Below are 24,488 nucleotides of genomic sequence, written 5' to 3'. Positions count from 1 at the left end.
TCACACCAGACGCATTACACTTGAAACAAGCACATGACCGCAATTCAAATAACGAATGTAGAAAAGAGCTATAAATCGCTCAAGGCGCTGGGCGGCGTGTCGCTGGCCATCGAGGAAGGCGAGTTCTTTGGCCTGCTCGGCCCCAACGGCGCCGGCAAGACCACCCTCATTTCCATCATCGCCGGCCTGATACGGCCCGACGCGGGCACCGTCAAGATCCACGGCCACGACGTGGTCACGGATTTCCGCAACGCGCGCCGCAACCTGGGCGTGGTGCCGCAGGAACTGGTGTTCGACCCGTTTTTCACCGTGCGCGAAACCCTGCGCCTGCAGTCCGGCTATTTCGGCCTGCCGAACAACGACAAGTGGATCGACGAGGTCATGGAAAACCTCGACCTGACCGGCAAGGCCGACACCAACATGCGCGCCCTGTCCGGCGGCATGAAGCGCCGCGTGCTCGTGGCCCAGGCGCTGGTGCACAAGCCGCCCGTCATCGTGCTCGATGAGCCGACGGCCGGCGTCGACGTGGAACTGCGCCAGACCCTGTGGAAGTTCATTTCGCGCCTGAACCGCGAAGGCGGCCACACGGTCGTGCTGACCACGCACTACCTGGAAGAGGCGCAAGCCATGTGCCAGCGCGTCGCCATGCTGAAAACCGGCAAGGTGGTGGCGCTCGATACCATGTCGGCGCTGATCCGCCGCATCGCCGGCTCGCAGCTGCAGGTGCACCTGAAAAACGGCGCCCTGCCGGCCGACCTGCAGCACCTGGTGCTGCACCCGGAAGAGCAGCAGGCGCCGAACAAGTTCAGCCTGCGCGTCAACGAATACAGCGAAGTCGAAAAAATCCTCGCCCGCCTGCGCGAAGCGGGCGCCGAGATCGATGAAATGCAATTGCAACAAGCCGACCTGGAAGATATCTTCTTGCAGATCATGGATAAAGGTACCGTATGATTTCGACAGGATTTCGCACCCTCGTCTACAAAGAGACGCTGCGCTTCTGGAAGGTGGCGACGCAAACCGTGGCCGCGCCCGTGCTCACGTCCATGCTGTACCTGCTGGTCTTTGGCCACGTGCTCGACGGCCGCGTCGAACCGAGCCCCGGCGTCAGCTACACGGCCTTCCTGATTCCCGGCCTGGTGATGATGAGCGTGCTGCAAAACGCCTTCGCCAATTCCTCGTCCTCGCTGATCCAGTCGAAGATCACGGGCAACCTGGTGTTCGTGCTGCTCACGCCCCTGTCGCACTGGGAAATCTTCTCGGCGTATGTACTCGCTTCCGTCGCGCGCGGCCTGGCCGTGGGCTTTGGCGTGTTTGCCATCACCTGCTGGTTCGCCGACCTGTCGTTTGTCGCGCCCCTGTGGATCGTCGTCTTCGCCTTCCTGGGCGCCGCCATGCTGGGCACCATGGGCCTGATCGCCGGCATCTGGGCCGAGAAATTCGACCAGCTGGCCGCCTTCCAGAACTTCCTGATCATGCCGGCCACCTTCCTGTCGGGCGTGTTCTATTCGATCCACTCGCTGCCCGCCTTCTGGCAGACGGTATCGCACCTGAACCCCTTCTTTTACATGATCGACGGCTTCCGCTACGGCTTCTTCGGCGTGTCCGACGTCAGCCCGTGGCTCAGCCTTTCCATCGTCGCCGGCTTCCTCGTGATCCTGGCGCTGGCATCGATCCGCCTGCTGAAAAGCGGCTATCGTTTGCGTCACTAACTGCGCCACCGATGGCGGCAAGCTCAATTACCCAATTCTTCAATATCAAGGACTTATCGTGACCACCACTCCAGAACTGATCCACGGCTACCTGTCGGCCGGCCTCGAATGCACGCACCTCGAAGTGGAGGGCGACGGCCAGCACTTCCAGGCCGTGATCGTCTCGCCCGCGTTTGCCGGCAAGCGTCTGATCGCCCGCCACCAGATCGTCTACGCGGCGCTGGGCGACCGCATGCGCGAGGAAATCCACGCGCTGTCGATGAAAACCCTGACACCTGAAGAATTCCAAGGATAAGCACATGGACAAGCTCCTCATCAACGGCGGCAACCGCCTGAACGGCGACATCGCCATCTCCGGCGCGAAAAACGCCGCCCTGCCCATCCTGTGCGCGGGCCTGCTGACCGCGGGCGACCTGGACCTGACCAACGTGCCGCATTTGCACGACGTCGCCACCATGCTCAAATTGCTGGGCCAGACGGGCCTGAAGGTGCAGCAGGACGGCGACCGCGTGGTTCTCAACGGCAGCGCCATCGACACCCTGGAAGCGCCGTATGAACTGGTGAAAACCATGCGCGCCTCGATCCTCGTGCTGGGTCCCATGCTGGCGCGCTTCGGCGAAGCCAAGGTGTCCTTGCCGGGCGGCTGCGCCATCGGCTCGCGCCCCGTCGACCAGCACATCAAGGGCCTGGAAGCGCTGGGCGCCGAGATCCGCATCGAGGCGGGCTATATTTACGCCAAGTGCGCCAAACTGAAAGGCGCGCGCATCGTCACCGACATGATCACCGTCACCGGCACCGAGAATCTGCTGATGGCCGCGACCCTGGCCGAAGGCGAGACCATCCTGGAAAACGCCGCCTGCGAACCGGAAGTGACCGACCTGGCACACCTGCTGGTGGCCATGGGCGCGAAGATCGACGGCATCGGCACCAGCCGCCTGGTGATCCAGGGCGTCGACGCGCTGCACGGCGCCTCGCACGCGGTGATCGCCGACCGTATCGAAACGGGCACCTTCCTGTGCGCCGTGGCGGCCACCGGCGGCGACATCACCCTGCGCAACGTGCGCACCGATATCCTCGACGCGGCGCTCGACAAGCTGCGCGCCATGGGCCTGACGATGACCTTCGGCGCCGACTGGATCCGCGCCGAGATGTCGGCCCGCCCGAACCCCGTCAGCTTCCGCACCACGGAATACCCGGGCTTCCCGACCGACATGCAGGCGCAGTTCATGGCCGTGAACACCATCGCCAATGGCGCCAGCCGCGTCACCGAGACGATCTTCGAGAACCGCTTCATGCACGTGCAGGAAATGAACCGCCTGGGCGCCGACATCACCATCGAAGGCAATACGGCCATCATCGCCGGCGTCAAGCAGCTGCGTGGCGCGCCCGTGATGGCGACGGACTTGCGTGCCTCGGCGTCGCTGGTGATCGCGGCCCTGGCCGCCGACGGCGAAACGCTGATCGACCGCATCTATCACCTCGACCGCGGCTACGACCGCATGGAAGTGAAGCTCTCGGCAGTTGGCGCCAACATCGTACGCATCAAGTAACGCCTGTCAAAACCTACTGCGCGTCGTGCTTTGCGGCCTGCGATGCTCACTGTACCTTCGTACAGTTGCGCTTCTCGACCACAAATCACTTTCGCTCGCTACGGTTTTGTCAGGTGTTGTAAATCATAAATGAGTAAGGAACGAGCATGAACGGATCGAATACGGGCGACAGCTCCCAGCTGATTTTGGCGCTGTCGAAGGGCCGCATTTTTGAGGACACCATGCCGCTGCTGGAAGCGGCCGGCATCCAGGTGCTGGAAAACCCGGAGACCTCGCGCAAGCTGATTTTGGCCACCAACGATCCGAACGTGCGCGTCATCATCGTGCGCGCCAGCGACGTGCCGACCTATGTGCAGTACGGCGCGGCCGATTTCGGCGTGGCGGGCAAGGACGTGCTGCTGGAACACGGCGGCGAAGGCCTGTACCAGCCGATCGACCTGAATATCGCCTCCTGCCGCATGTCGGTGGCGGTGCAGGCCGGCTTTGATTACGAAAAGGCCGTGCACCAGGGCGCGCGCCTGCGCGTGGCCACCAAGTTCGTGCACACGGCGCGCGAGCACTTCGCCGCCAAGGGCGTGCACGTCGACCTGATCAAGCTGTATGGCTCGATGGAACTGGCCCCGCTGGTCGGCCTGTCCGACGCCATCGTCGACCTGGTCAGCACGGGCAGCACCCTGCGCGCGAACAACCTCGTCGAGGTCGAGCACATCATGGAAATTTCGTCGCGCCTGGTGGTCAACCAGGCGGCATTAAAGCTCAAGCGCGAGCGCTTGCAGCCGATTATCGAGGCGTTTGAACGCGCCTCGCAAGCCTAGACACATTCAGTAGCAGAAAGCCGATTATGCCGATACAGATACGCAAGCTCGATTCAAGCCAGGAAGGTTTCCAACAATCGCTCGATACGCTGCTGGCGTTCGAGGCGGGCACCGACGCAGCGATTGAAACGTCGGTCGCAAAAATCCTCGCCGACGTGAAAGCGCGCGGCGATGCCGCCGTCCTGGAATACACCAACCGCTTCGACCGCATCCCGCACGGCGGCGCGGCGGAAATGGCGGCGTTTGATATTTCGCAGGCCGAATTGCAGGCGGCCCTGAACGGCTTGCCGTCGGCCCAGCGCGAAGCGCTGCAGGTCGCCGCCCAGCGCATCCGCGCCTTCCACGAACGCCAGCGCGAGGAATTGCGCGGCTTCACCTACACCGAGCCTGATGGCACGCTGCTGGGGCAAAAGATCACGCCGCTGGACCGGGTCGGCATCTACGTCCCGGGCGGCAAGGCGGCGTATCCGTCGTCCGTGCTGATGAACGCCATTCCCGCGCACGTGGCGGGCGTGGGCGAAATCATCATGGTGGTGCCGACGCCGGACGGCGTGAAAAACCAGATGGTGCTGGCCGCCGCCGCCATCGCCGGCGTGACGCGCGTGATCACCATCGGCGGCGCGCAAGCCGTCGGCGCGCTGGCCTACGGCACGCAGACGATCGCCGCCGTGGATAAAATCGTCGGCCCCGGCAACGCCTATGTGGCGGCCGCCAAGCGCCGCGTGTTCGGCATCGTCGGCATCGACATGATCGCCGGGCCGTCGGAAATCCTGGTGCTGTGCGACGGCACGACGGACCCGGACTGGGTGGCGATGGACCTGTTTTCGCAGGCCGAGCACGACGAACTGGCGCAAGCCATTTTGCTGTGCCCTGACGCCGCCTACATCGCGAAAGTCGAGGAGAGCATCGCCAAGCTGCTGCCGACGATGCCGCGCCAGGCCACCATCAGCACCTCGCTGGCCGACCGGGGCGCGCTGATCAAGGTGCGCAGCATGGACGAGGCGTGCGAGATCGCCAATGCCATCGCCGCCGAGCACCTGGAAATCTCGGCGGAGCATCCGCAGCAGTGGGCAGATAAAATCCGCCACGCGGGCGCCATGTTCCTGGGCCGTTTTTCGTCCGAATCGCTGGGCGACTATTGCTGCGGTCCCAACCACGTGCTGCCGACGTCGCGCACGGCGCGTTTTTCGTCGCCGCTGGGCGTGTACGACTTCCAGAAGCGTTCTTCCATCATTCACGTCAGCGAGGCGGGCGCGCAAACCCTGGGCCGTGTCGCCGCCACCCTGGCGTATGGCGAAGGCTTGCAGGCGCACGCGCGCAGCGCCGAACTGCGCCTGAAGCCGCAGCCATGACGGCGATGGCGGATCAGCCGGACTGGGTCAACCGGGTCTATTGCGAGGACGCGCTGGCGGGGCTGGCGCGCATTCCCGATGGCTCGGTGGACCTGATCCTGACGGATCCGCCGTACAACCTGGGCAAGGATTACGGCAACGCCTCGGACCAGCAGTCGGTGGCCGACTACCTGCGCTGGACGGAGCAGTGGATCGACGCGGCGCTGCCCAAGCTGAAAGCCAACGGCAGCCTGTATATCTTTCTCACCTGGCGCTATTCGCCGGAGATCTTCGTCATGCTGAAACAGCGCATGGCGATGATGAATGAAATCATCTGGGACCGCCGCGTGCCGTCCATGGGCGGCAGCGTGCGCAGCTTTTCATCGGTGCACGACACCATCGGCTTCTTCGTCAAGCGCAAGGATTACTACTTCGATCTTGACGCGGTGCGCATCGCCTACGACGCGGCCACCAAAAAAGCCCGCTCGCGCTCGATTTTCATCGGCGCCAAATGGCTGGAAGTGGGCTACAACCCGAAAGACTTGTGGAGCGTCTCGCGCCTGCACAAGGAACACCCGGAACGGGCCGACCACCCGACGCAAAAGCCGCTGGAAATCATCGAGCGCATGCTCAAGGCCTCGTGCCCGCCTGGCGGCGTGGTGCTCGACCTGTTCATGGGCAGCGGCACCACGGCGCTGGCGGCCAAGCGCTGCGGGCGCGACTTCGTCGGCTTTGAATTGAATCCCGATTACTGCGCCATCATCGAACAGCGATTGGCGGCGCTCGCCCAGGAGCAGGCCGAACCGGCCGCGCCGCAGGCGGACAAGAAGAAGGCGCCGGCCAAGCGCAGGAGCGCCGCGCCCACGGCGGCCAAGGCGGCCGCGAAGAAACCGGCGGCGGCGAAAAAGACGTCCGCCGTGAAAAAAAACCCGGCCCGCAAGGCGCGCAGCGCCGGCGTGCCGGAAGACGTATCCATCTAATTCCATCAGGAGTGTTTGCAGCATGTCTTTCCTCGAGCAGTTAATCAGCAACACCGTGCGGCCCGATGTGCGGGCCGTGAAAAGCTACCAGGTTGCCGATGCCAGCGGTTACATCAAACTCGATGCGATGGAAAACCCGTATCCGCTGCCGCCGCAGCTGCGCGAGGAACTGGGCGCGCGCCTGGCCGGCGCCGTGCTGAACCGCTACCCCCCTTCCTACGCCAGCCTGCAGGCGGCCATCTGCGAAAAGCTTGGCGTGCCCGCCGGCTACGATGTCTTGCTGGGCAATGGCTCCGATGAACTGATCTCGATCCTGGCCATGGCGTGCGCCACCCAGGAGCCGGGCCAGCGCGCCGTGCTGCTGGCGCCCGTGCCGGCCTTCGTCATGTATGCGCGTTCGGCGCAGTTCGCCGGCATGGATTTCGTCGGCGTGCCCCTGCAGGCGGACTTCAGCCTGGACCTGCCGGCCATGCTGGCGGCCATCGCCGAACACCGCCCGGCGCTGGTCTTCCTCGCGTATCCGAACAACCCGACGGGCAACCTGTTCGCCAGCGCCGATATCGAGCGCATCCTCGCGGCCCTGGGCGACACGGGCATCGCCGTCGTCGACGAAGCCTACGAGCCGTTCGCGCAGCACAGCTTCATGGGCCGCCTGCCCGAGTTCGAGAACCTGGTGGTGATGCGCACCGTGTCGAAACTGGGCCTGGCCGGCATCCGCCTGGGCTACATGTCGGCCGCGCCGGCCCTGCTGGCGCAGTTTGAAAAAGTGCGCCCGCCGTACAACGTCAATGTGCTGACGCAGGCGGCGGCCGAATTCGCGCTCGCGCACCTCGATGTGCTCAACGCCCAGGCGACATTGCTCAACAGCGCGCGCGACGCGCTGGCGCTGCGCCTGGCGGAACTGCCCGGCGTGACCGTGTTCCCCTCGAAGGCAAATTTTCTTCTGATTCGTGTGGCTGATGCCGACGATGTTTGCGCAAAACTGCTTGCCCGCAGGGTTTTAATTAAAAATATGAGTAAAATGCATGCTGCGCTGGCCAATTGCCTGCGCATCAGCGTCAGCACCCCGGAAGAGAATTCCCTTTTTTACGATGCCTTCAAGGCATCCCTCGTTTAGCTAATCGCCAGAGCCTCCCATGACCCGCACCGCAGAAATCACGCGTAACACCAACGAGACGCAAGTTCGCGTCGCCCTCAACCTGGACGGCACCGGCCAGCAAAAGCTCAATACGGGCGTGCCCTTCCTCGACCATATGCTGGACCAGATCGCCCGCCACGGCTTGATCGACCTGGATATCGAAGCGACGGGCGACGTGCATATCGACAACCACCATACGGTGGAAGACGTGGGCATCACCCTGGGCATGGCCGTGGCCAAGGCCATCGGCGACAAGAAAGGCATCCGCCGCTACGGCCATGCCTACGTGCCGCTGGACGAGGCGCTGTCGCGCGTGGTGCTCGATTTCTCGGGCCGCCCGGGCATCGAATACCACATCCCGTTTACGCGCGCCATGATCGCCGGCTTCGACGTCGACCTGACCCTGGAATTTTTCCGCGGCTTCGTCAACCATGCGGGCGTGACCTTGCATATCGATAACTTGCGCGGCACGAATGCCCACCACCAGTGCGAAACCGTGTTCAAGGCCTTTGGCCGCGCGCTGCGCATGGCTGCCGAGCTCGACGAGCGCGCGGCCGGCATCATTCCATCGACCAAGGGCAGCCTGTAAGCGCCGCCCGCGCTACCTGTAGATTCCGAGATTAAACATGAATAAAATTGTGGTGGTGGATTACGGCATGGGCAACCTGCGCTCGGTGGCGCAGGCCCTGCGCGCCGTGGCGCCGGAAGCCGATGTGCGCATCTCCGGCGAGCCGGCCGACATCGACGGCGCCGACCGCATCGTCCTGCCGGGCCAGGGCGCCATGCCCGACTGCATGCGCAGCCTGCGCGAATCGGGCGTGCTGGAGGCGGTGCTGCGCGCGGCCGACAGCAGGCCCGTGCTGGGCGTGTGCATCGGCGAACAGATGCTGTTCGACAGCAGCGAAGAGGGCGACGCGGCCGGCTTGGGCTTGCTGCCAGGCAAAGTCGTGCGCTTCCAGCTCGACGGCCAGGTGCAGGAAGACGGCTCGCGCTTCAAGGTGCCGCAAATGGGCTGGAACCAAGTGCGGCAAACGGCGTCCCATGCCATGTGGGATGGCATCGCCGACAACGCGTATTTTTACTTTGTGCACAGCTATTTTGCTCAACCTCAAGAGGCGGCGCACACGGTGGGCGAGACTGTCTATGGCGCGCCGTTCGCCTGCGCCGTCGCCCGTGATAATATTTTCGCGACACAGTTCCACCCTGAAAAAAGCGCTGCCGCTGGCTTGCAGCTGTACAAGAACTTCGTTCACTGGCAACCTTGACGCTCCCTACGTGACTTTTCCGGCTTTTTTTCGCTCTTCACTCTTACTCTAAACCACACTGACCATGCTGCTTATTCCCGCCATCGACCTGAAAGACGGTCACTGCGTACGCCTGAAACAAGGCGATATGGAACTTGCCACCGTATTTTCCGAAGACCCGGCCGAGATGGCCCGCCATTGGCTGATGCAGGGCGCGCGCCGGCTGCACCTGGTCGACCTGAACGGCGCCTTTGCCGGCAAGCCGAAGAACGAGGGCGCCGTGAAAGCCATCCTGCAAGCCGTGCAGGATTTCGCCGTGGAAAACGACATCGAGGAAATCCCCGTGCAGCTGGGCGGCGGCATCCGCGACCTCGACACCATCGAGCGCTACCTGGATGCGGGCATCAGCTACGTCATCATCGGCACGGCGGCCGTGAAAAGCCCCGGCTTCCTGCATGACGCCTGCAGCGCCTTTCCCGGCCACATCATCGTCGGCCTCGATGCCAAGGATGGCAAGGTGGCCACCGATGGCTGGAGCAAGATGTCGGGCCACGAAGTGATCGACCTGGCGAAAAAATTCGAAGCCTACGGCGTCGAATCGATCATCTACACGGACATCGGCCGCGACGGCATGATGGGCGGCATCAATATCGAGGCCACCGTCAAGCTGGCGCAAGCCGTCAAGATTCCCGTCATCGCCTCGGGCGGCCTGCACAATATCGGCGACGTCGAAGCGCTGTGCGCCGTCCAGGCGGAAGGCATCGAAGGCGTGATCTGCGGCCGTTCCATCTATGAAGGCACGATCGACCTGGCGCAGGCGCAGGAACGCGCCGACGAACTGACCGACGCCGCCGTCTAAGCCTGCCCGGCCCGGCATGCGCAGGCATGTCCGGGCCTGGCGACAATCTGGAACTCATCATGCTTGCAAAACGTATCATCCCCTGCCTCGACGTGACCAATGGCCGCGTCGTCAAAGGCGTCAATTTCACGCAATTGCGCGACGCCGGCGACCCGGTGGAAATCGCCCGCCGCTATGACGAGCAGGGCGCCGATGAAATCACTTTCCTCGACATCACCGCTTCGAGCGACAACCGCGGCCTGATCTTCGACATCATCGAAGCGGTGGCTTCGCAAGTGTTCATTCCGCTGACGGTGGGCGGCGGCGTGCGCGTGGTGGAAGACGTGCGCCGCCTGCTCAACGCGGGCGCCGACAAGGTCAGCATCAACACCTCGGCCGTGACGAACCCGCAACTCGTGTATGAAGCGTCGCAAAAGCACGGTTCGCAATGCATCGTCGTCGCCATCGACGCCAAGCAGGTGTCGCCCGGCAAGTGGGAAGTGTTTACCCACGGCGGACGCAATGCCACGGGTCTGGACGCGTTCGACTGGGCGCGTAAAATGGAAAGCCTGGGGGCCGGCGAGATCTTGCTCACCAGCATGGACCGCGATGGCACGAAAGTGGGCTTTGACCTGGGCCTGACGCGCGGCGTGTCCGATGCCGTCAGCATTCCCGTGATCGCCTCGGGCGGCGTGGGCGGCTTGCAGGACCTGGTCGATGGCATCAAGGTGGGCCGCGCGGACGCCGTGCTGGCCGCCAGCATCTTCCACTACGGCCAGCACACGGTGCAGGAAGCCAAGCGTTTCATGGCGCAGCAGGGCATTCCCATGCGCCTGGCGTAAACCAGCAGGATAGAAGATTATGCAAAACGCAACAATTGTATCGAGCAATGCCAAGTGGCTGAAAAAGGTCAAGTGGGACGAGCACGGCCTCGTGCCCGTGATCGCGCAGGAAGCGGGCAGCAATGACGTGCTGATGTTTGCCTGGATGAACCGCGACGCGCTGGCGCGCACGGTGGAGCTGGGCGAAGCCGTGTACTGGAGCCGCTCGCGCAAGAAACTGTGGCACAAGGGCGAAGAGTCGGGCCACACGCAAAAGGTGCTGGAAATCCGCCTCGATTGCGACGAGGACGTGGTCTTGCTGAAAATCGAGCAAGCCGGCGGCATCGCCTGCCATACGGGCCGCCATTCGTGCTTCTTCCAGAAGTTCGAAGGCGACGAAAAAACGGGGGAATGGCAAGTCACCGATCCCGTGCTGAAAGACCCTGAGACGATTTACGCGGAAACCAAGAACAAATGAGCGAAACTTTAAAACGCCTGGCCGCCGTGATCGAATCACGCAAGCTGGCCAATGGCGGCGATCCCGCCACCTCGTACGTGGCGCGCCTGTTTGCCAAGGGCGACGATGCCATCCTGAAAAAGATCGGCGAAGAGGCGACGGAAACGGTAATGGCCGCCAAGGATGCGCGCCGCGACAACGACCCGTCGAAGGTCTTGTACGAGTGCGCCGACCTGTGGTTTCATTCACTCGTGATGCTGGCGCAGTTCGACCTGACGCCGCAGCAGGTGCTCGACGAGCTGGCGCGCCGCGAAGGCCTGTCCGGCCTGGAAGAAAAAGCCGCGCGCAAGGATGCGCTGCGCGACGCTGGCGAAACAGACAAACACTGACCTACTGGAGCGTGCGTGGATAACTGTATTTTCTGCAAGATTGCTGCAAAACAAATTCCTGCGTCCATCGTGTATGAGGACGACGATTTGCTGGCCTTCAAGGACATCAACCCGGCCGCCCCCGTGCATCTGCTGCTGATCCCGAAGCGCCACGTGGCCAGCCTGTCCGACTGCGACGACAGCCATACGCAAATGCTGGGCAAGCTGCTGCGCCTGGCGCCAAAGCTCGCTGCCGAGTTCGGCTGCGCCGTCAGCTATGACGCCGATGGCGTGCCGTCGGGCGGCTTCAAGACCATGATCAACAGCGGCCCGAATGGCGGGCAAGAGGTGTACCACCTGCACATGCATGTGTATGGCGGCCCGCGTCCCTGGCGCGGCCAGCACTGATTTCGCCGCGCGCCGGGTTCGCGTGTATACTACCGGCATTGGTTGACGCTATTCGGGCACCGTCCCGCAAGGAGAATGTGATGGGTTCATTGAGTATTTGGCACTGGCTGATCGTTCTGGTCATTGTGATGCTGGTCTTCGGCACCAAAAAACTGGGCAATATCGGCGGTGATATCGGCAAGGCCGTCAAAGGCTTCAAGGATGGCGTCAAGGGCGACGAGGAAGTCCCTCCTCCAGCCAACACTCCTGCTGCTGCGCCATCGCAAGTGGCCGACAAAAGCACCATCGACGTCGAGACGAAAGAGAAAACCAAGTTCTGATAGCGTGGCGGGGCGCTTGCCTCGTCCGGTAACAGCCCTTGTCCGCTTATGATCGATCTCGGTCTCTCTAAAATCGCCATCATCGGCGTGGTTGCATTGATAGTCATCGGCCCTGAAAAGTTGCCGAGAGTGGCGCGCATGGCCGGTACCCTGTATGGCCGCGCGCAACGCTATCTGAACCAGGTGAAGTCCGAAGTCTCGCGCGAAATCGAGATGGAAGAGCTGAAAAACCTGCAGAAGGAAGTGCAGGAAGCGGCCCATTCCGTCAAGCAAAGCGTGGAGAAATCCATGCATGGCGTGGAAAACTCGATTTCCGGCAACCTGGCCGCGGTGGAAGACGCCTGGCGCGGCGATGCCACGTCCTCTGCAGGCCATGACGACGGGCATGATGCCCACGAAGCCATGCTGCGCGCCACCAACGATGACCTGGCCCGCAAGGCGCGCGAATTCCGCCGCAAGAAACTGGTGCGCAATTCCGCCATTCCCGGCTGGTACAAGCAGCGCCACGGCGGCAAGCTGCACGTGCAGTCGGCGGCCGCCCGCGTGGCCCGCTTCCGTCCCCGCGCCAGCGCGTCCTCCTTTTACTCATGAGTAGCAAATCCCCGGTGGAAGAAACCTTTATCTCGCATCTGGTCGAGCTGCGCAACCGCCTGGTCAAGGCCTCGATCGGCTTCGCCATCGTCTGCGGCATCCTGTTTTACTGGCCGGGTGCCTCGCACATCTATGACTTCATCGCCGCCCCCATGCTGGCGTCGCTGCCTGTCGGCTCGAAACTGATCGCCACTGGCGTGGTGTCGCCGTTCCTGATTCCCATGAAGGTGACATTGCTGCTGGGCTTTATCGTCTCGCTGCCGTGGGTGCTGTACCAGATGTGGGCGTTCATCGCGCCCGGCCTGTACACGCATGAAAAGCGCCTGATCGCGCCGCTGGTCATCTCGTCGTCCCTGCTGTTCATGGCCGGCGTGGCCTTCTGCTATTTCTTTGTCTTTGGCCGCGTGTTTCACTTCATCAGCAATTTCGCGCCCTCCTCGATCGCCGTCACGCCCGATATCGAAAATTATCTCGATTTCGTCATGTCGATGTGCCTGGCCTTTGGCGCCACCTTCGAGGTCCCCGTGGTGGTGGTGATCCTGGTGCGCATGGGCCTCGTTACCGTTGCCAAGCTCAAGGAAGTGCGTCCCTACGTCATCGTCGGCGCCTTCGTCATTGCCGCCATCGTCACGCCGCCGGACGTGGTCAGCCAGTTCTCGCTGGCCGTCCCCATGTGGCTGCTGTTCGAGCTGGGCCTGCTGGTGGCGCCCGTCTTCGTCAGGGCCACGCAGGCGCCGGAAGAGGCGTCCTAGAGGCTCGACAATACTCACAAGCAAAAGCCGCTGACCTCCCCCGGGAGCAGCGGCTTTTTGATTGCCAGGAAAGTTGGTGAGTGCTTACTGCAGCATCAGTTTGCTGAGGATGCCCAGGTTGAGCAGGATCAAGGTGCTCATCATCCAGTACACGTGCTTCATGTCGGCGCCATGGCGCAAGTCCAGGCGTTCCAGGCGGGCGTCGAATTTTTGCTCCAGGGCGTCTATTTTGGTGTCGAGCCTGAGCTCCAGCGCATCGATCTTCGCCTCCAGAGCGCCTAACTTGGTATCGACGTTCTGCGACAGCAGCTTGATTTCCCCCAGCAGCGTGCGCTCCAGCGCCGCCAGTTCGCCATGCACGACGACGGCCGAGCCCAGTACCTCGCCCAGGGCCATGGCATGGGCTTCCGCCTGCTGGGTGGGCACGCCGGCCGAGGCGAGGCGTTTGGCGTAATCGAGGGTGTCGAACTGGATGGGCATATGCATGGACGCTCCTGATATCCAGCCTAGCAGGAAAATCGGCAATTGCCAGTGAGGAGTGCGGTGGCGCCTGCCTTCCCGTCAGCGTAATGGAGCGGGCAGGCGGTGCTTTGCGGCGGCGCAAATGGAGGCAAAAAGGGCGCCGCAGCGCCCTTTGCAAGCAGACGGCGAGCGCCGCTTAATTCATCAATTCCTTGATGACTTTCACGGGGGCGCTGCCGTAGCTGAGGAATTGCTCATGGAAATCCTTCAGCACGAACTTGTTGCCCAGGGCTTGCTTGCGCTGTTCGCGCAAGTCCATGATTTCGCTGTAGCCGCTGAAATAGCTGGTCAGTTGAACCGAACTGAGCTGCACGCGGCGCCATTTTTCCGTCGCTTCGCGCTGCGTCTGGAAGGCCTGGCGCGTCAGCAAGTCCAGCGCCTGTTCCCGCGTCATGCCCAGCACGTGCACGCTGTAGTCGAGGATCGTGTTGGTGACGCTGCGCAAGTTCCATTTCGAGTACATCAGCCACATTTCCGGCGCGTTATTGCCATAGCCCGATTCGAGCATCATGCGTTCGCCATACACGGCCCAGCCTTCGATCATGGCGCCATTGCCGAAGATCGACTTGATCAGCGACGGCGACTTGTTGGCGTACACGAGCTGCGTGTAGTGGCCGGGGATGGCTTCGTGGATATTCAGGATCTGCAAGATCCAGTGGTTGTATTCGCGCAAGCTGCTTTCCGCCTGTTCCGGCGTCTCGCCGTCGAGCGGCGTCACGTTGTAATAGGTGCGGTCCTGCGGACGGTACGGACCGGGCGCCTCGATGCTGGCACCGGCCACGCCGCGCTGGTAGGGCGGCGTTTCACGCACGACGAGCGGTTTTTTCGGGTCCATGGTCAGCAGGTTGTGGCTGGTCACCCATTCCTGCAGCTGCGGGATCTGGCGGCGAATTTCCGGCACGAAGTCGGCGGCGGCCACATGGTTGCTCGACAGCTTGTCGATCACCATGCCGATCTTCGCCGTGCGGTCCGCCGGCTTGGCCGTGTTGCCCATGGTGTTCACCCACAGTTCATCGGACAGGCTATCCATGTGCTCGAGCAGCTTCTCGCGCGCGGCCAGGGCCTTCTGGTACATCTGCTCGGCGCTCACGCCAGCCTGGATATCGTAGGCGAATTTCTGTTCGTACAGTTCCTTGCCGATGCGGAAGGAGCGCGCATTGCCGTTCTGCGCCAGCGCGGCATCCTGTTCCGTCAGCCAGGCCGCATAGCCTTGCACGGCCGTGCGCGCCGCGGCGATGCGCGCGTTGTACAGCTGTTTTTCCACCGGTGTGAGGATGGAGCCTTGTGCCGTCTTGTTCAGGTCATCGAGCACGCTCAGCACGCCAGCGCTCTGGGCGATGGCCAGCTGCGTGTGTTCACGCGTGGGGTGATTGATACTGGCACGCGCGGCCGCATAGTATTGCGGCACGGTGGCGATGCGCTTGAGCAAGGTACGCAGGCGCTGCGGCTGCGCCGCGTATTCCGTATTCAGGATGAAGTCGATGGTGCCGGCCACGTTGTACTGGGCGGGATTCCATTCGAATTCGCGGAAGGTGGTCAGATACCAGCGGTCCGATTGCAATTTATTCGTCAGCAAGGCCAGGTCGGTACGTTGCTTGTCCGACATTTTGCTCGCATTCAGCTTCTCGAACTTGCCCAGCCATTCCTCGATGAAGGCCAGCTGTTTCTGGCGGCTGGCCGCGTCCGGGATGGTGAGGTTGGCGGCGCCATCGTACTTGCCGGCGGCGATCGCGCTTTCCGGGTCCAGGCGCCACAGGGCCGTCAGGAATTGGCCGCTGAGGTTATTCATGGAGCGGTCGCTGCTGGTCTCGTTGGCGGCCACGGCGGCGGTGGCTGCCGTGGCGGCGGCGCCGGCGACGACGGCTTTCTTGGCGACGGTTTTTTTCTTGCTGCTGGTGGACGCCTTGCCGTGCGGCTTCTTGGCGGCGCTGGCCGGTGTCAGGGTAAAGGCCATCATCAATGCGGCGAGCGCAACTTTATTTCTTGTCAGCATAGTTTATCTCTTGAATATTTGGTTATTTGTCATTATCAGTAAAGAATAAACTGACAATATAGATAACAAACAACTATTGAAAGGTCGGCTCTGCTTGCCAGGGCGGCCCAAAGATTAGCATTAATTGCCGCCGTTGCGCAGATTTTTGCGCTCGCGCCACCCGCCCCGCGGGTCTAGACGACGATGGCGCTACCGTGCAGCATCTCCTGGTGGCGCGCATTCAGGGCCGCCACGGCATCCTTGCCGCGCGCCATGCCGGTGGCGTGGATTTCGATGTCCTGCGTGTAGCGCTGGCTGACGCGCACCGTATAGGACTGGAACAGCCAGCTCCAGAAGTTGGTCTCGTAGACGGCTTCGTCCATGTCGCGCCATTTGACGCCCATCAGTTTTTTCTTCCACGGCAAGATGCCGGACGCCAGCCACACGCCCGTTTCATCGTAGTACAGCTGATAGCTGCGGATGGTCAGCAGGCGGTAGCCAACGATCAGCGCCGAGCCGATCAGTACGACAAAGGCAGCGCGCGTGTTGTACTTGAAGGCCAGCGGCAGGGCGGCAAAAAACAGCAGCACGGCGATGATGAAGGTGCTGACATACGCGGTCCAGGATTTGCCGCACAAAAAGGTGGCGCGCTGGCCGGCGCTGGTGGCGATATAGTCGGTCATGGCGTGGCGGATAAACAGGGAAAAACGATCATCGCATGGAACGCGGCTTGCCCGTGCATTTTTTCAAGCTCATCGCTTCAACCCGTCCTGCAGCATGCCCAGCATGTCACTGGCCGACATGCGCGCGGCCGCGTCGCTGCCTTCCAGCAGACTGTCGGCCAGGTCGCGCTTGTGCTGGTGCAATTCGACGATGCCTTCCTCGATCGTGTGCTTCGCCACCAGGCGGTAAATGGTGACGGGGCGCAACTGCCCCATGCGGTGGGCGCGGTCCGAGGCCTGGTCTTCCACGGCCGGATTCCACCACGGGTCCATGTGGATCACGTAATCGGCCGCCGTCAAATTGATGCCCATGCCGCCCGCTTTCAGGCTGATCAGGAAGACATCGCCTTCGCCCGCCTGGAAGGCATCCACGCGGCGCTTGCGCTCCTGCATGGGCGTGCTGCCATCGAGATACTGGTAGCGCACGCCATGCTGCTCCAGATGCTGGCGGATGAGGCTCAGATGGTCGACGAACTGGCTGAAGACGAGCACCTTGTGGCGGTTTTCCAGCAAGCCCGACAGCAATTGCGCGAACGCCGCCAGCTTGCTGCTGGCCAGGCCCAGTTCCGGCGCCACCAGGTGCGGATTGCAGCAGGCGCGGCGCAGCTTCATGATCTCCGCCAGAATCTGGATGGCTTTTTTCGACGCCGGCCCCTCCACCATGGCCAGCTTTTCCAGCGCTTCGCGGCGCAAGGATTCGTACAGCGCCGTCTCCTGCGGCGAGAGCTGCACTTCCAGCACGATCTCCGTGCGCGACGGCAATTCCGACAGCACTTGCGTTTTCGTGCGGCGCAGGATGAACGGCGCGATCAGGCGGCGCAGCCGCAGGCGCGCGCCGGCCGCCGCCCGCTTGTCCTGGTCTTTCTCGATCGGTCCCGCGAAACGCAGATTGAACTGGTCCAGCGTGCCCAGCAAACCGGGGTTGATGAAGCGGAACAGGTTCCACAGCTCGCCCAGGTGGTTTTCCAGCGGCGTGCCGCTGGCCACCATGCGGAAATCGCCCTGCAGGCTCATCACGGCTTGCGAGCGCTTGGTGGCGCCATTCTTGATCGCCTGCGCCTCGTCGAGCACGATCGTATGCCAGCGCACGCCGGCAAACATGGCCGCTTCCTGCTGCAGCAAGCCATAGCTGGCCACCACCACGTCGAACGGCTGCAAGGTGTCGAGCATGTCGGCGCGGTCGCCGCCGCCGAACAGCTTTATTTTTAATGTGGGGGCGAAGCGCTGCGCTTCGCTGATCCAGTTCAGGCACACGGAGGTGGGCGCGACGACGAGGGTGGGGCCGTTCGGCGCGCGCGCCAGGATCAGGGCCAGCGCCTGCAAGGTCTTGCCGAGCCCCATGTCGTCGGCCAGGCAGGCGCCCACGCCCCAGTGCGCCAGACGCGCCAGCCACTCGTAGCCGGCCAGCTGGTAGTCGCGCAAGTCCGCCTGCAGGGTGCTGGGCAACTGCGGTTGATAATCGTCGAGGGCGCGCAGGCGCAGCAAATGTTCGCGCCACAATTTATCGGCCTTCACGCCGCCCGCGTCGTTGGCCAGTTCTTCCAGCGCAAAGGCGGCCAGCGGGTGGATGTGCACGCCATCGGCATGCGCTTCGCCATACGCGGCCAGTTCCGACAGGCGGCGGTGCAATTCGTCGCTGAGGGCGAGGAACTGGTTGTCGCCCAGGGCCACGAAGCGGCTTTTATTGTTCTGCATCAAATCGAGCAGGGCGCGCAAATCCATCACCTTGTCTTCATCGATCTGCACTTCGCCGCTGGCGGCAAACCAGTCTTTTTCACTCTTGATATTCAGGCGCATCTGGCCGCTGTCGATGCGTTTCGACACGCGCATGGTTTCGCCTTCGGGCCACGCCAGCACCATGCCGGCAGGGTCCAGCGCCTGCAATTCCACCAGCAATTGCAGGCCCAGCGCGGGCTGGCCCAGCAGCCACTCGCCATGCTCCTCTTCCGCCTCTTCCAGCACCAGGCATTTTCCGATCAGCTGGCGCTGCGCTTCGCGTTCGGCATTCAAGTCGCGCCGCGCTTGCACGGCCCGGCCCGCCACGTCGGCAAACACGCTTTCGGCGCCGCTGCCTGGCGCGTAATAGGCGCCGTTGTCGAGCAGCGGGCGCACCAGAATCTGCATCTTTAACCCCTGCTGGTAGGGCAGCAGGTGCACGTGCAGGCGGTGGTCGGCCGTGATGGCGTGCGCGTCGCCCGCGCCGCCGCCGATGTCCGATTGCACGGTGACCATGGACGAGATGGCGCCGATGGCCTGCATCACCTGTTTTTCCGCGTGCAGGGGCACGGACAGGCCCAGGCCCACGATGGCGCCGATGCGCCGGTGCTCGTCGAGGATGTGCACCACGCGCAGGCGCGTCGGCGTCTCGCGCTGCACCACCACATTGCTGCCGTTGTCGGGCAAGGGCGGCTGCATGCCCAGCCACAGCTGCCCCTCGTGCGACTTGATGAGCAGCTCGGGCGCGCCGGCGATCAGCTCCACGCGCGTCTCGGGGTGGTCGAGCCAGAAGACGAGCGGGTGGCCCACCAGCAGCACGGCGGCCTTGTCCAGCTCGACTTCGTAGCGCGGCGCCGACGAATAGTATTGCTTGAACGGCGCGATGCTGCCCGCCGCGCGCGCGTCCTGCGGCGTGAGGAAATCGATGTCGCCCGCCTCTTCGGCCAGGCGCTTGAGGCCCATGGCGCGGCCCTTGCTCCAGCCGCCGCGCGCGTCGCGTTTCTGCTCGCGCACTTCCACGGCCGTCAAGCCGAAGCGCGGGTCGAACGCCACCAGCCACACGAGGCGCGAGACGCCGCCCAGCGCTTCGGCGGGCGCGTTCTGCTGCAGGTTGATCAGGGCGCTCAGCTGGCGCTGCCACGCTTCCTGGCGTTCGAACCACGGCGCCATGTCCGTCAAGCCGTGCTGCGCCCGTTTTGCGGTGGCATAGCGCTCCTGGTCCGGCTCGCTCATCAGGCCCAGCAAGCCGGCCGCCTGAGCCGCCAGCAAGTCGTAGCCGGCCGCGTCCGCCTGCTGCACCAGCGCTCGCAGCTGCGGCTTGCGCTCGGCCAGTTGCGGCAGGGCCAGCCAGTAGTACAGCAAGCCCTGGAACAGCTGTGCCTGCAAGCCCGTTTCCCAGTTGCGCGTGGGAATGGCGTCCGCCTGCAGCACGCCGGCGCGCACCAGGCGCAGGGTATTCAACTGCTGGTAGACGAGGCTGTCGTGGTTCGGCTGCGCGTGCAGGGCGATGTCCAGGTAGCTTTCCGCGCTTTTCAGCAGCTTGGCGTCGTTGCCGCGCAGCAGGGCCAGCACATATAAATGGCCGCCGATGCCCGTAAAGCACAGCTTGCGCTTGCCCGCTTCCTTGCGCAGCCCCTTCAGGGCCGTTTCAAAGCCCGCCACGGCGTGCGCATGTTCGCCGCGCAAGAGGGCGATGCTGCTGTCGATAAACAGCACCTGCGGCCCCTGCTGGCCTGCCAGGTAGCGCGCGGCCGCGTCGAGTTCGCCGCACAGCAGGGCATCCTCGGCCAGGGCCAGCGGCAGGGCGGCGCCGATATGGTCGCCGGCCGCCGTCTGGCGCGCATGGTGGGCACGCGCATAGGCGCGGATGGCATGCGCCGTGGCCGGTTCGCGCGGGGCGTTTCCCAGCAGCACGGCGAGTATGTCATCCTGCAATTGCGGCATGACGAAGGACAACATTTCCGGCTCGAACGGACGGCCGAAGATCTCGATCAGCGGATGCAGCTGCTGCGCTTCATAGCAGGCCATGCAGGCGGCCAGGATGGCGGCCACGTGGCGTACCTCGTCATTGCGCAACAGGGCGATGCGCAGGCGCGCCACGCCTTGCCGATAGCTGCGCAGCTCCACATAGCCATCCCAGTTGCGGCGCACGGGATTGATCAGCTCGATGGCCTGGCACAGGTCGCGGAACACCAGGTGCTCGATGGCGGCGCGCATGGCGGGCCAGCGCAGCTTCGCTTCGCAGGCAAAGCCGCGCCCGACGATCTCGGATGCCAGCGCCAGGCGTGTCAGGCGCTGCAGCATGCCCGTGACCACCAGCAAGGTAAACGGCGTGCCGTCCGGCTCGACCACATTGGCGCGCTGCAAGTGTTCATACACGGCATGCTTGCCCACCGGCTCGCCCGTGATCGCCAGCAAGGCCAGGATCATCTGCTCGTGCCGCTCCAGCGCGGCGAATTCGTCCCGCAGATGTTGGTCGACGTTTTGCTCGGTCATGCAGGCAGATTATCGATATGCACGGGCGGTTCGCCGTCCGCCACCGGCAGGCCAAAGACGCGCTGATAGAAATACAGTTCCGCTTCCAGCGTGCGCACGATGTTTTCCGCCTTGCGGAAGCCGTGTCCCTCGCCTTCGAGCGGCACGTAGGCCACCGGCACGCCGCGCGCGCGCAGGGCGTCGACCATCAGCTGCGACTGCTGCGGCGGCACCACCTTGTCGTCGAGGCCCTGGAAGAAAATCATGGGGCGCGACAGTTTATCCGTATGGTGGATGGGCGAGCGTTCGCGGTACAGCGCCTCGGCCTCGGGCTGCGAGGCGATCAGGTAGTCCGTGTAGCGCGATTCGAACTTGTGCGAATCGTTGTCCAGGCCTTGCAGGTCGGACACGCCGTAATAGCTGGCGCCGGCCTTGAAGACGTCGTGGAAGGTCAGCGCGCACAGGGTCGTCAGGCCGCCCGCGCTGCCGCCGCGCACGATCAGGCGCTCGGGGTCGGCCAGGCCGTTGGCGGCCAGGTAACGGGCGCCGGCGATGCAGTCTTCCACGTCGACGATGCCCCACTGCCCGCGCAGCGCATCGCGGTATTCGCGGCCGAAGCCGCTGCTGCCGCCGTAATTGACGTCGAGCACGCCGATGCCGCGGCTGGTCCAGTATTGCGTCGCCAGTTTCAAGGTATTGCTGGCCATGCTGGTGGGGCCGCCGTGGCTGATGACGATGACGGGCGGCAAGGTTCCCGCCGGCGCCTGCACGTCGTCATTTTTCGGCGGATAAAAGAAGGCGTAGGCCGTACGGCCATTGCTGCTGGTAAAGCTCAAGCTGCGCGGCACGGACAGGTAGGCGAGCGCGGGCAATTGGGCGATCGACTGCGCCAGCACTTCCAGCTCATGGTTCGACAGATCGATGCGCGCCAGTTCCAGCGCGATGGTGGGGCTGCCGCCCAGCAAGGCCACGAAGCCGGGTCCCACGCGCAGTTCGCGGATTTCCTGGTATGGGTGGGGAATCGGTTCCAGCTTGGCCGCCGCCACGCTCAATTGCGCCAGATAGCTGATGCCCGCCTGGATATACGTGCAGACGATCTCGTCGTCGGACAGGAAACCGTACATGCTGCCGCCGAAGGTCCAGTGCGGCGTGGCAAATTCCGCTTCCATCGGGCACAGCGCCTCGATCTCGCCGCCTTGCAGGCGGTACAGATTCCACCAGCCGCTGCTGTCGGAAACGAAGTGCAGCAAGCCGTTCGGCGACCATTCCGGCTGGCAAATCGCCTCGCGCGCGCCGCCGGCGATCAGGCGCGGCGAACCGAGGCTGCCGTCCGGATGCACGTCGGCCAGCCACAGTTCCGTGCCCTGCCATGGCAGGCGCGGGTGGTCCCAGCTGATCCAGGCCAGCTGGCTGCCGTCCGGCGACAGGCGTGGCGCCGCATAAAAATCGTGGCCCCGTGCCAGCACCGTTTCGCGGCCGTCGAAACCGATGGCGGCCAGGCTGTTTTCCGGATGCGCATGGCCTTCTTGCGGATGCTGTTCGCGCACGGCGATCAGGCGCGCGCGCGCCGCATCGACGACGAAGTCCGCGTAGCGCGTGTTGCCGCCGGCGCTGAAGGCTTGCGGCGCGCCGTCGCCGGCGATGCGGTACAGGCGGTTGTCGGCGAAATGCGAAAAGATCACGTCGTCGCCGTCGATGGCGTACGCGCCGCCACCGTATTCGTGCACGCGGGTGCGCACATTGAAGGGCGCCGGCGTCAGTTCATCGACGCGCGCGCCGCGCTGGCGCAGCAGGGTGTTGCGGCCCGCCTCGCTGGCGCGCCCGGCCAGCCAGAAGACATCGCCGCCATCGGCCCCGCCCAGGGCCAGCTGCGTCAGTGGCGAGGCGCCGGCGGCAACGATGGCCGCGCTGATCGGCGAAGGCCAGGTGCCGCAGGGGGCGGTCAAGGGGGATGGGCTGGATGCGGTCGATGTCATGCGGGCTCCGTGTAGTGGGGGATCAATGGCCGCCAGGCAGGGTCAGGGCGCGTGGCAGCGTGCATCATCATAATGGAAGGGCGTGCGCAACGAAAGCCATGGCGCGCACGGCAAATGCTGCAAAGCGGCACTGGAATCAATGAAATGGCGGCGATTGGATGCGATAATACCGCTTCTCCAAGCTATTGATTGCCTTCCATGCCACAATTTGCTCCGCTCCAGAACGACACTTTCCTGCGCGCCCTGCTGCGCCAGCCGACCGAGCATACGCCTGTCTGGCTGATGCGCCAGGCGGGCCGCTACCTGCCCGAATACCGCGCCACGCGCGAGCGGGCCGGCTCCTTCCTGGGCCTGGCAAAGAATCCCGATTACGCCACGGAAGTCACCTTGCAGCCCCTGGAGCGTTTCCCGCTCGATGCGGCGATTTTGTTTTCCGACATCCTGACGGTGCCGGACGCCATGGGCCTGGGCCTGTATTTCGCCGATGGCGAAGGCCCGAAGTTCGAGCGCCCGCTGCGCACGGAGCAGGACGTGCAGGCATTGCAGGTGCCGGACCTGGCGTCGCTCGACTACGTCTTCAAGGCCGTCACGCAAATCCGCACGGAACTCAACGGCCGCGTGCCGCTGATCGGCTTTTCCGGCAGCCCGTGGACCCTGGCGTGCTACATGGTGGAAGGCGGCGGCTCGAAAGAGTTCCATACCATCAAGAAGATGCTGTACAACCGCCCGGACCTGATGCATCACATCCTGGCGATCAACGCCACCTCCGTGGCACAGTACCTGAATGCGCAAATCGATGCCGGCGCGCAAGCCGTGATGATTTTCGATTCCTGGGGCGGTGCGCTGGCCGATGGCGCCTACCAGGAATTCTCGCTGGCCTACATGCAGCAAGTGGTGGCGCAGCTGAAACGCGACAAGGATGGCGTCAAGATTCCCGCCATCGTGTTTACCAAGGGCGGCGGCCAGTGGATCGAGCAGATCGCCGACATCGGCGCCGATGCCGTGGGCCTGGACTGGACCGTGAACCTGACGCGCGCGCGCCAGCTGGTGGGGCATAAAGTGGGCTTGCAGGGCAACCTCGACCCGGCCATCCTGTTCGCCAGCCCCGAGCAGATCCGCGCCGAAGTGGCAAAAGTGCTCAACGCCTTCGGCGCGCCGTCGGCAGGCACGGGCCACGTGTTCAACCTGGGCCATGGCATTTCCCAGTTCACGCCGCCGGAATCCGTGGCAGCGATGGTGGAAGCCGTGCACAGCATGAGCCGCGCCATGCGCAGCGGTCAGTAACCTCCGCTGTATTCCCCAGGCCGGGGACGAAAAGGCAGGCTTTCCAGCGGGAGCCTGCCTTTTTTCTTTGCTGCGTGGTAGCAAGGAATACCGACTTATGCACAATTTTTTTTGCTGCGGAAATAAGAGGCAGTGCAAAGGCCATGCCCGGAGAGGCATTGCAAGTATTTGATTATTAAGAAATAAAAACCCCACGCTTGGACGCACTTTATGGCAAAGAAGCAGGTTATTCCTCCCCTTGCCAGGCTTGTCAGCGCATTGTCCACAAAGTTATCAACAGATTCTGTGGATAAAATTGAAAAGTAATGTGTTAACCGAGACTTAGCGCAGATGTTCAGGTTTCACCTGAAGTCCATGTTGCAGCGCATGATATTTGAACAATGTTTCACGGCCCTGCTGGTGCAACAGAGCGTTTGCCCGGCAATTGTCAACTTTGCCTCATTTTTCTAATGCTGAGGTTGATTCAAGTCATGGAAAATGGTCTTATTTCTGGATAAAA

General features: G+C 63.3%; 24 protein-coding genes. 19 read left to right on the top strand and 5 right to left on the bottom strand.

The genetic code is table 11. The features are described from left to right. Window positions 1-33 precede the first annotated feature (33 nt). The 18 genes from BM193_RS23570 to tatC all read left to right on the top strand — a co-directional run bounded on the left by BM193_RS23570 (window position 34) and on the right by tatC (window position 13,322). Window positions 34-951 (top strand): ABC transporter ATP-binding protein, encoded by a 918-nt coding sequence (locus BM193_RS23570; protein WP_092801534.1) that lies wholly within the window; start codon window positions 34-36, stop codon window positions 949-951. Beyond that, the gene (locus BM193_RS23565; RefSeq protein WP_034753822.1) at window positions 948-1,709 is read left to right on the top strand and encodes an ABC transporter permease; all 762 of its coding nucleotides are present in this window, start codon (window positions 948-950) and stop codon (window positions 1,707-1,709) included. The genes BM193_RS23570 and BM193_RS23565 overlap by 4 nt, the downstream gene beginning before the upstream one ends. 58 nt (window positions 1,710-1,767) lie before the next feature. After that, window positions 1,768-2,004 (top strand): BolA family protein, encoded by a 237-nt coding sequence (locus BM193_RS23560; protein WP_010402134.1) that lies wholly within the window; start codon window positions 1,768-1,770, stop codon window positions 2,002-2,004. Between the two features lie 4 nt (window positions 2,005-2,008). Then, a complete protein-coding gene (gene murA / locus BM193_RS23555; protein ID WP_070257789.1) occupies window positions 2,009-3,259 on the top strand; it encodes a UDP-N-acetylglucosamine 1-carboxyvinyltransferase in 1,251 nt (416 codons plus the stop codon). Between the two features lie 146 nt (window positions 3,260-3,405). Continuing rightward, window positions 3,406-4,074 carry an ATP phosphoribosyltransferase gene (hisG, locus tag BM193_RS23550; RefSeq protein ID WP_092801531.1) on the top strand — a complete coding sequence of 223 codons (669 nt, stop codon included), beginning with the start codon at window positions 3,406-3,408 and terminating at the stop codon, window positions 4,072-4,074. 26 nt (window positions 4,075-4,100) lie between these two features. Further along, a complete protein-coding gene (gene hisD, locus BM193_RS23545; protein ID WP_092801528.1) occupies window positions 4,101-5,426 on the top strand; it encodes a histidinol dehydrogenase in 1,326 nt (441 codons plus the stop codon). A gap of 5 nt (window positions 5,427-5,431) precedes the next feature. Further along, entirely contained in the window at window positions 5,432-6,385 is a 954-nt protein-coding gene (locus BM193_RS23540) for a DNA-methyltransferase (RefSeq protein WP_092801685.1), read from the top strand. A gap of 22 nt (window positions 6,386-6,407) precedes the next feature. Next, entirely contained in the window at window positions 6,408-7,502 is a 1,095-nt protein-coding gene (gene hisC / locus BM193_RS23535) for a histidinol-phosphate transaminase (protein ID WP_092801525.1), read from the top strand. 19 nt (window positions 7,503-7,521) lie between these two features. Further along, window positions 7,522-8,112 carry an imidazoleglycerol-phosphate dehydratase HisB gene (gene hisB / locus BM193_RS23530; RefSeq protein ID WP_092801522.1) on the top strand — a complete coding sequence of 197 codons (591 nt, stop codon included), beginning with the start codon at window positions 7,522-7,524 and terminating at the stop codon, window positions 8,110-8,112. A 37-nt stretch (window positions 8,113-8,149) separates the two neighbouring features. Beyond that, window positions 8,150-8,788, top strand: coding sequence for an imidazole glycerol phosphate synthase subunit HisH (gene hisH / locus BM193_RS23525; protein ID WP_092801519.1), 639 nt, complete (start codon window positions 8,150-8,152; stop codon window positions 8,786-8,788). A 64-nt stretch (window positions 8,789-8,852) separates the two neighbouring features. Continuing rightward, a complete protein-coding gene (gene hisA, locus BM193_RS23520) occupies window positions 8,853-9,626 on the top strand; it encodes a 1-(5-phosphoribosyl)-5-[(5-phosphoribosylamino)methylideneamino]imidazole-4-carboxamide isomerase (protein WP_092801515.1) in 774 nt (257 codons plus the stop codon). 59 nt (window positions 9,627-9,685) lie between these two features. After that, the gene (hisF, locus tag BM193_RS23515) at window positions 9,686-10,447 is read left to right on the top strand and encodes an imidazole glycerol phosphate synthase subunit HisF (protein WP_092801682.1); all 762 of its coding nucleotides are present in this window, start codon (window positions 9,686-9,688) and stop codon (window positions 10,445-10,447) included. Between the two features lie 19 nt (window positions 10,448-10,466). Continuing rightward, window positions 10,467-10,904 carry a phosphoribosyl-AMP cyclohydrolase gene (gene hisI / locus BM193_RS23510; RefSeq protein ID WP_071326065.1) on the top strand — a complete coding sequence of 146 codons (438 nt, stop codon included), beginning with the start codon at window positions 10,467-10,469 and terminating at the stop codon, window positions 10,902-10,904. Next, a complete protein-coding gene (locus tag BM193_RS23505) occupies window positions 10,901-11,272 on the top strand; it encodes a phosphoribosyl-ATP diphosphatase (protein ID WP_092801512.1) in 372 nt (123 codons plus the stop codon). Before hisI ends, BM193_RS23505 begins: the two co-directional genes overlap by 4 nt. Window positions 11,273-11,287: 15 nt before the next feature. Next, entirely contained in the window at window positions 11,288-11,659 is a 372-nt protein-coding gene (locus BM193_RS23500; RefSeq protein WP_092801508.1) for a histidine triad nucleotide-binding protein, read from the top strand. 80 nt (window positions 11,660-11,739) lie between these two features. Then, window positions 11,740-11,979, top strand: a complete 240-nt coding sequence (gene tatA, locus BM193_RS23495; RefSeq protein WP_092801505.1) for a Sec-independent protein translocase subunit TatA — start codon at window positions 11,740-11,742, stop codon at window positions 11,977-11,979. Between the two features lie 48 nt (window positions 11,980-12,027). Next, a complete protein-coding gene (gene tatB, locus BM193_RS23490) occupies window positions 12,028-12,570 on the top strand; it encodes a Sec-independent protein translocase protein TatB (protein WP_092801502.1) in 543 nt (180 codons plus the stop codon). Continuing rightward, window positions 12,567-13,322, top strand: a complete 756-nt coding sequence (gene tatC, locus BM193_RS23485) for a twin-arginine translocase subunit TatC (RefSeq protein ID WP_092801500.1) — start codon at window positions 12,567-12,569, stop codon at window positions 13,320-13,322. The genes tatB and tatC overlap by 4 nt, the downstream gene beginning before the upstream one ends. An 84-nt stretch (window positions 13,323-13,406) precedes the next feature. Here tatC and BM193_RS23480 read toward each other — a convergent pair whose 3' ends face one another. From BM193_RS23480 to BM193_RS23460, 5 genes are all read right to left on the bottom strand, one after another. Further along, window positions 13,407-13,808 carry a hypothetical protein gene (locus BM193_RS23480; protein WP_092801497.1) on the bottom strand — a complete coding sequence of 134 codons (402 nt, stop codon included), beginning with the start codon at window positions 13,806-13,808 and terminating at the stop codon, window positions 13,407-13,409. A 172-nt stretch (window positions 13,809-13,980) separates the two neighbouring features. Beyond that, entirely contained in the window at window positions 13,981-15,834 is a 1,854-nt protein-coding gene (locus BM193_RS23475; RefSeq protein ID WP_092801679.1) for a DUF885 domain-containing protein, read from the bottom strand. A 176-nt stretch (window positions 15,835-16,010) separates the two neighbouring features. Further along, window positions 16,011-16,499: a hypothetical protein gene (locus BM193_RS23470; RefSeq protein ID WP_092801494.1), complete on the bottom strand. Its 489-nt coding sequence runs from the start codon at window positions 16,497-16,499 to the stop codon at window positions 16,011-16,013. A gap of 69 nt (window positions 16,500-16,568) precedes the next feature. After that, the gene (locus BM193_RS23465) at window positions 16,569-20,750 is read right to left on the bottom strand and encodes a DEAD/DEAH box helicase (protein ID WP_092801491.1); all 4,182 of its coding nucleotides are present in this window, start codon (window positions 20,748-20,750) and stop codon (window positions 16,569-16,571) included. Further along, on the bottom strand, window positions 20,747-22,705 hold the full coding sequence (locus tag BM193_RS23460; RefSeq protein ID WP_092801488.1) for a dipeptidyl-peptidase 5: 1,959 nt from the start codon (window positions 22,703-22,705) through the stop codon (window positions 20,747-20,749). Before BM193_RS23460 ends, BM193_RS23465 begins: the two co-directional genes overlap by 4 nt. Window positions 22,706-22,903: 198 nt before the next feature. Here BM193_RS23460 and hemE point away from each other — a divergent pair, with 198 nt between their 5' ends. Next, complete coding sequence (gene hemE, locus BM193_RS23455; protein WP_092801485.1) at window positions 22,904-23,989, top strand: uroporphyrinogen decarboxylase; 1,086 nt, start codon at window positions 22,904-22,906, stop codon at window positions 23,987-23,989. Window positions 23,990-24,488 lie beyond the last annotated feature (499 nt).

The sequence above is a fragment of the Janthinobacterium sp. 344 genome (assembly GCF_900112025.1).
Classification (GTDB): domain Bacteria; phylum Pseudomonadota; class Gammaproteobacteria; order Burkholderiales; family Burkholderiaceae_D; genus Janthinobacterium.
This window is presented reverse-complemented; position numbering and strand designations above follow the sequence as displayed.

Excerpts from the sequence above, each read along its gene's own strand:
- BM193_RS23570 (WP_092801534.1), top strand. The coding sequence starts at position 34 with ATGACCGCAATTCAAATAACGAATGTAGAAAAGAGCTATAAATCGCTC.
- BM193_RS23565 (WP_034753822.1), top strand. The coding sequence starts at position 948 with ATGATTTCGACAGGATTTCGCACCCTCGTCTACAAAGAGACGCTGCGC.
- murA (WP_070257789.1), top strand. The coding sequence starts at position 2,009 with ATGGACAAGCTCCTCATCAACGGCGGCAACCGCCTGAACGGCGACATC.
- hisG (WP_092801531.1), top strand. The coding sequence starts at position 3,406 with ATGAACGGATCGAATACGGGCGACAGCTCCCAGCTGATTTTGGCGCTG.
- hisD (WP_092801528.1), top strand. The coding sequence starts at position 4,101 with ATGCCGATACAGATACGCAAGCTCGATTCAAGCCAGGAAGGTTTCCAA.
- BM193_RS23540 (WP_092801685.1), top strand. The coding sequence starts at position 5,432 with ATGGCGGATCAGCCGGACTGGGTCAACCGGGTCTATTGCGAGGACGCG.
- hisC (WP_092801525.1), top strand. The coding sequence starts at position 6,408 with ATGTCTTTCCTCGAGCAGTTAATCAGCAACACCGTGCGGCCCGATGTG.
- hisB (WP_092801522.1), top strand. The coding sequence starts at position 7,522 with ATGACCCGCACCGCAGAAATCACGCGTAACACCAACGAGACGCAAGTT.
- hisH (WP_092801519.1), top strand. The coding sequence starts at position 8,150 with ATGAATAAAATTGTGGTGGTGGATTACGGCATGGGCAACCTGCGCTCG.
- hisA (WP_092801515.1), top strand. The coding sequence starts at position 8,853 with ATGCTGCTTATTCCCGCCATCGACCTGAAAGACGGTCACTGCGTACGC.
- hisF (WP_092801682.1), top strand. The coding sequence starts at position 9,686 with ATGCTTGCAAAACGTATCATCCCCTGCCTCGACGTGACCAATGGCCGC.
- hisI (WP_071326065.1), top strand. The coding sequence starts at position 10,467 with ATGCAAAACGCAACAATTGTATCGAGCAATGCCAAGTGGCTGAAAAAG.
- BM193_RS23505 (WP_092801512.1), top strand. The coding sequence starts at position 10,901 with ATGAGCGAAACTTTAAAACGCCTGGCCGCCGTGATCGAATCACGCAAG.
- tatA (WP_092801505.1), top strand. The coding sequence starts at position 11,740 with ATGGGTTCATTGAGTATTTGGCACTGGCTGATCGTTCTGGTCATTGTG.
- tatB (WP_092801502.1), top strand. The coding sequence starts at position 12,028 with ATGATCGATCTCGGTCTCTCTAAAATCGCCATCATCGGCGTGGTTGCA.
- tatC (WP_092801500.1), top strand. The coding sequence starts at position 12,567 with ATGAGTAGCAAATCCCCGGTGGAAGAAACCTTTATCTCGCATCTGGTC.
- BM193_RS23480 (WP_092801497.1), bottom strand. The coding sequence starts at position 13,808 with ATGCATATGCCCATCCAGTTCGACACCCTCGATTACGCCAAACGCCTC.
- BM193_RS23470 (WP_092801494.1), bottom strand. The coding sequence starts at position 16,499 with ATGACCGACTATATCGCCACCAGCGCCGGCCAGCGCGCCACCTTTTTG.
- BM193_RS23465 (WP_092801491.1), bottom strand. The coding sequence starts at position 20,750 with ATGACCGAGCAAAACGTCGACCAACATCTGCGGGACGAATTCGCCGCG.
- BM193_RS23460 (WP_092801488.1), bottom strand. The coding sequence starts at position 22,705 with ATGACATCGACCGCATCCAGCCCATCCCCCTTGACCGCCCCCTGCGGC.
- hemE (WP_092801485.1), top strand. The coding sequence starts at position 22,904 with ATGCCACAATTTGCTCCGCTCCAGAACGACACTTTCCTGCGCGCCCTG.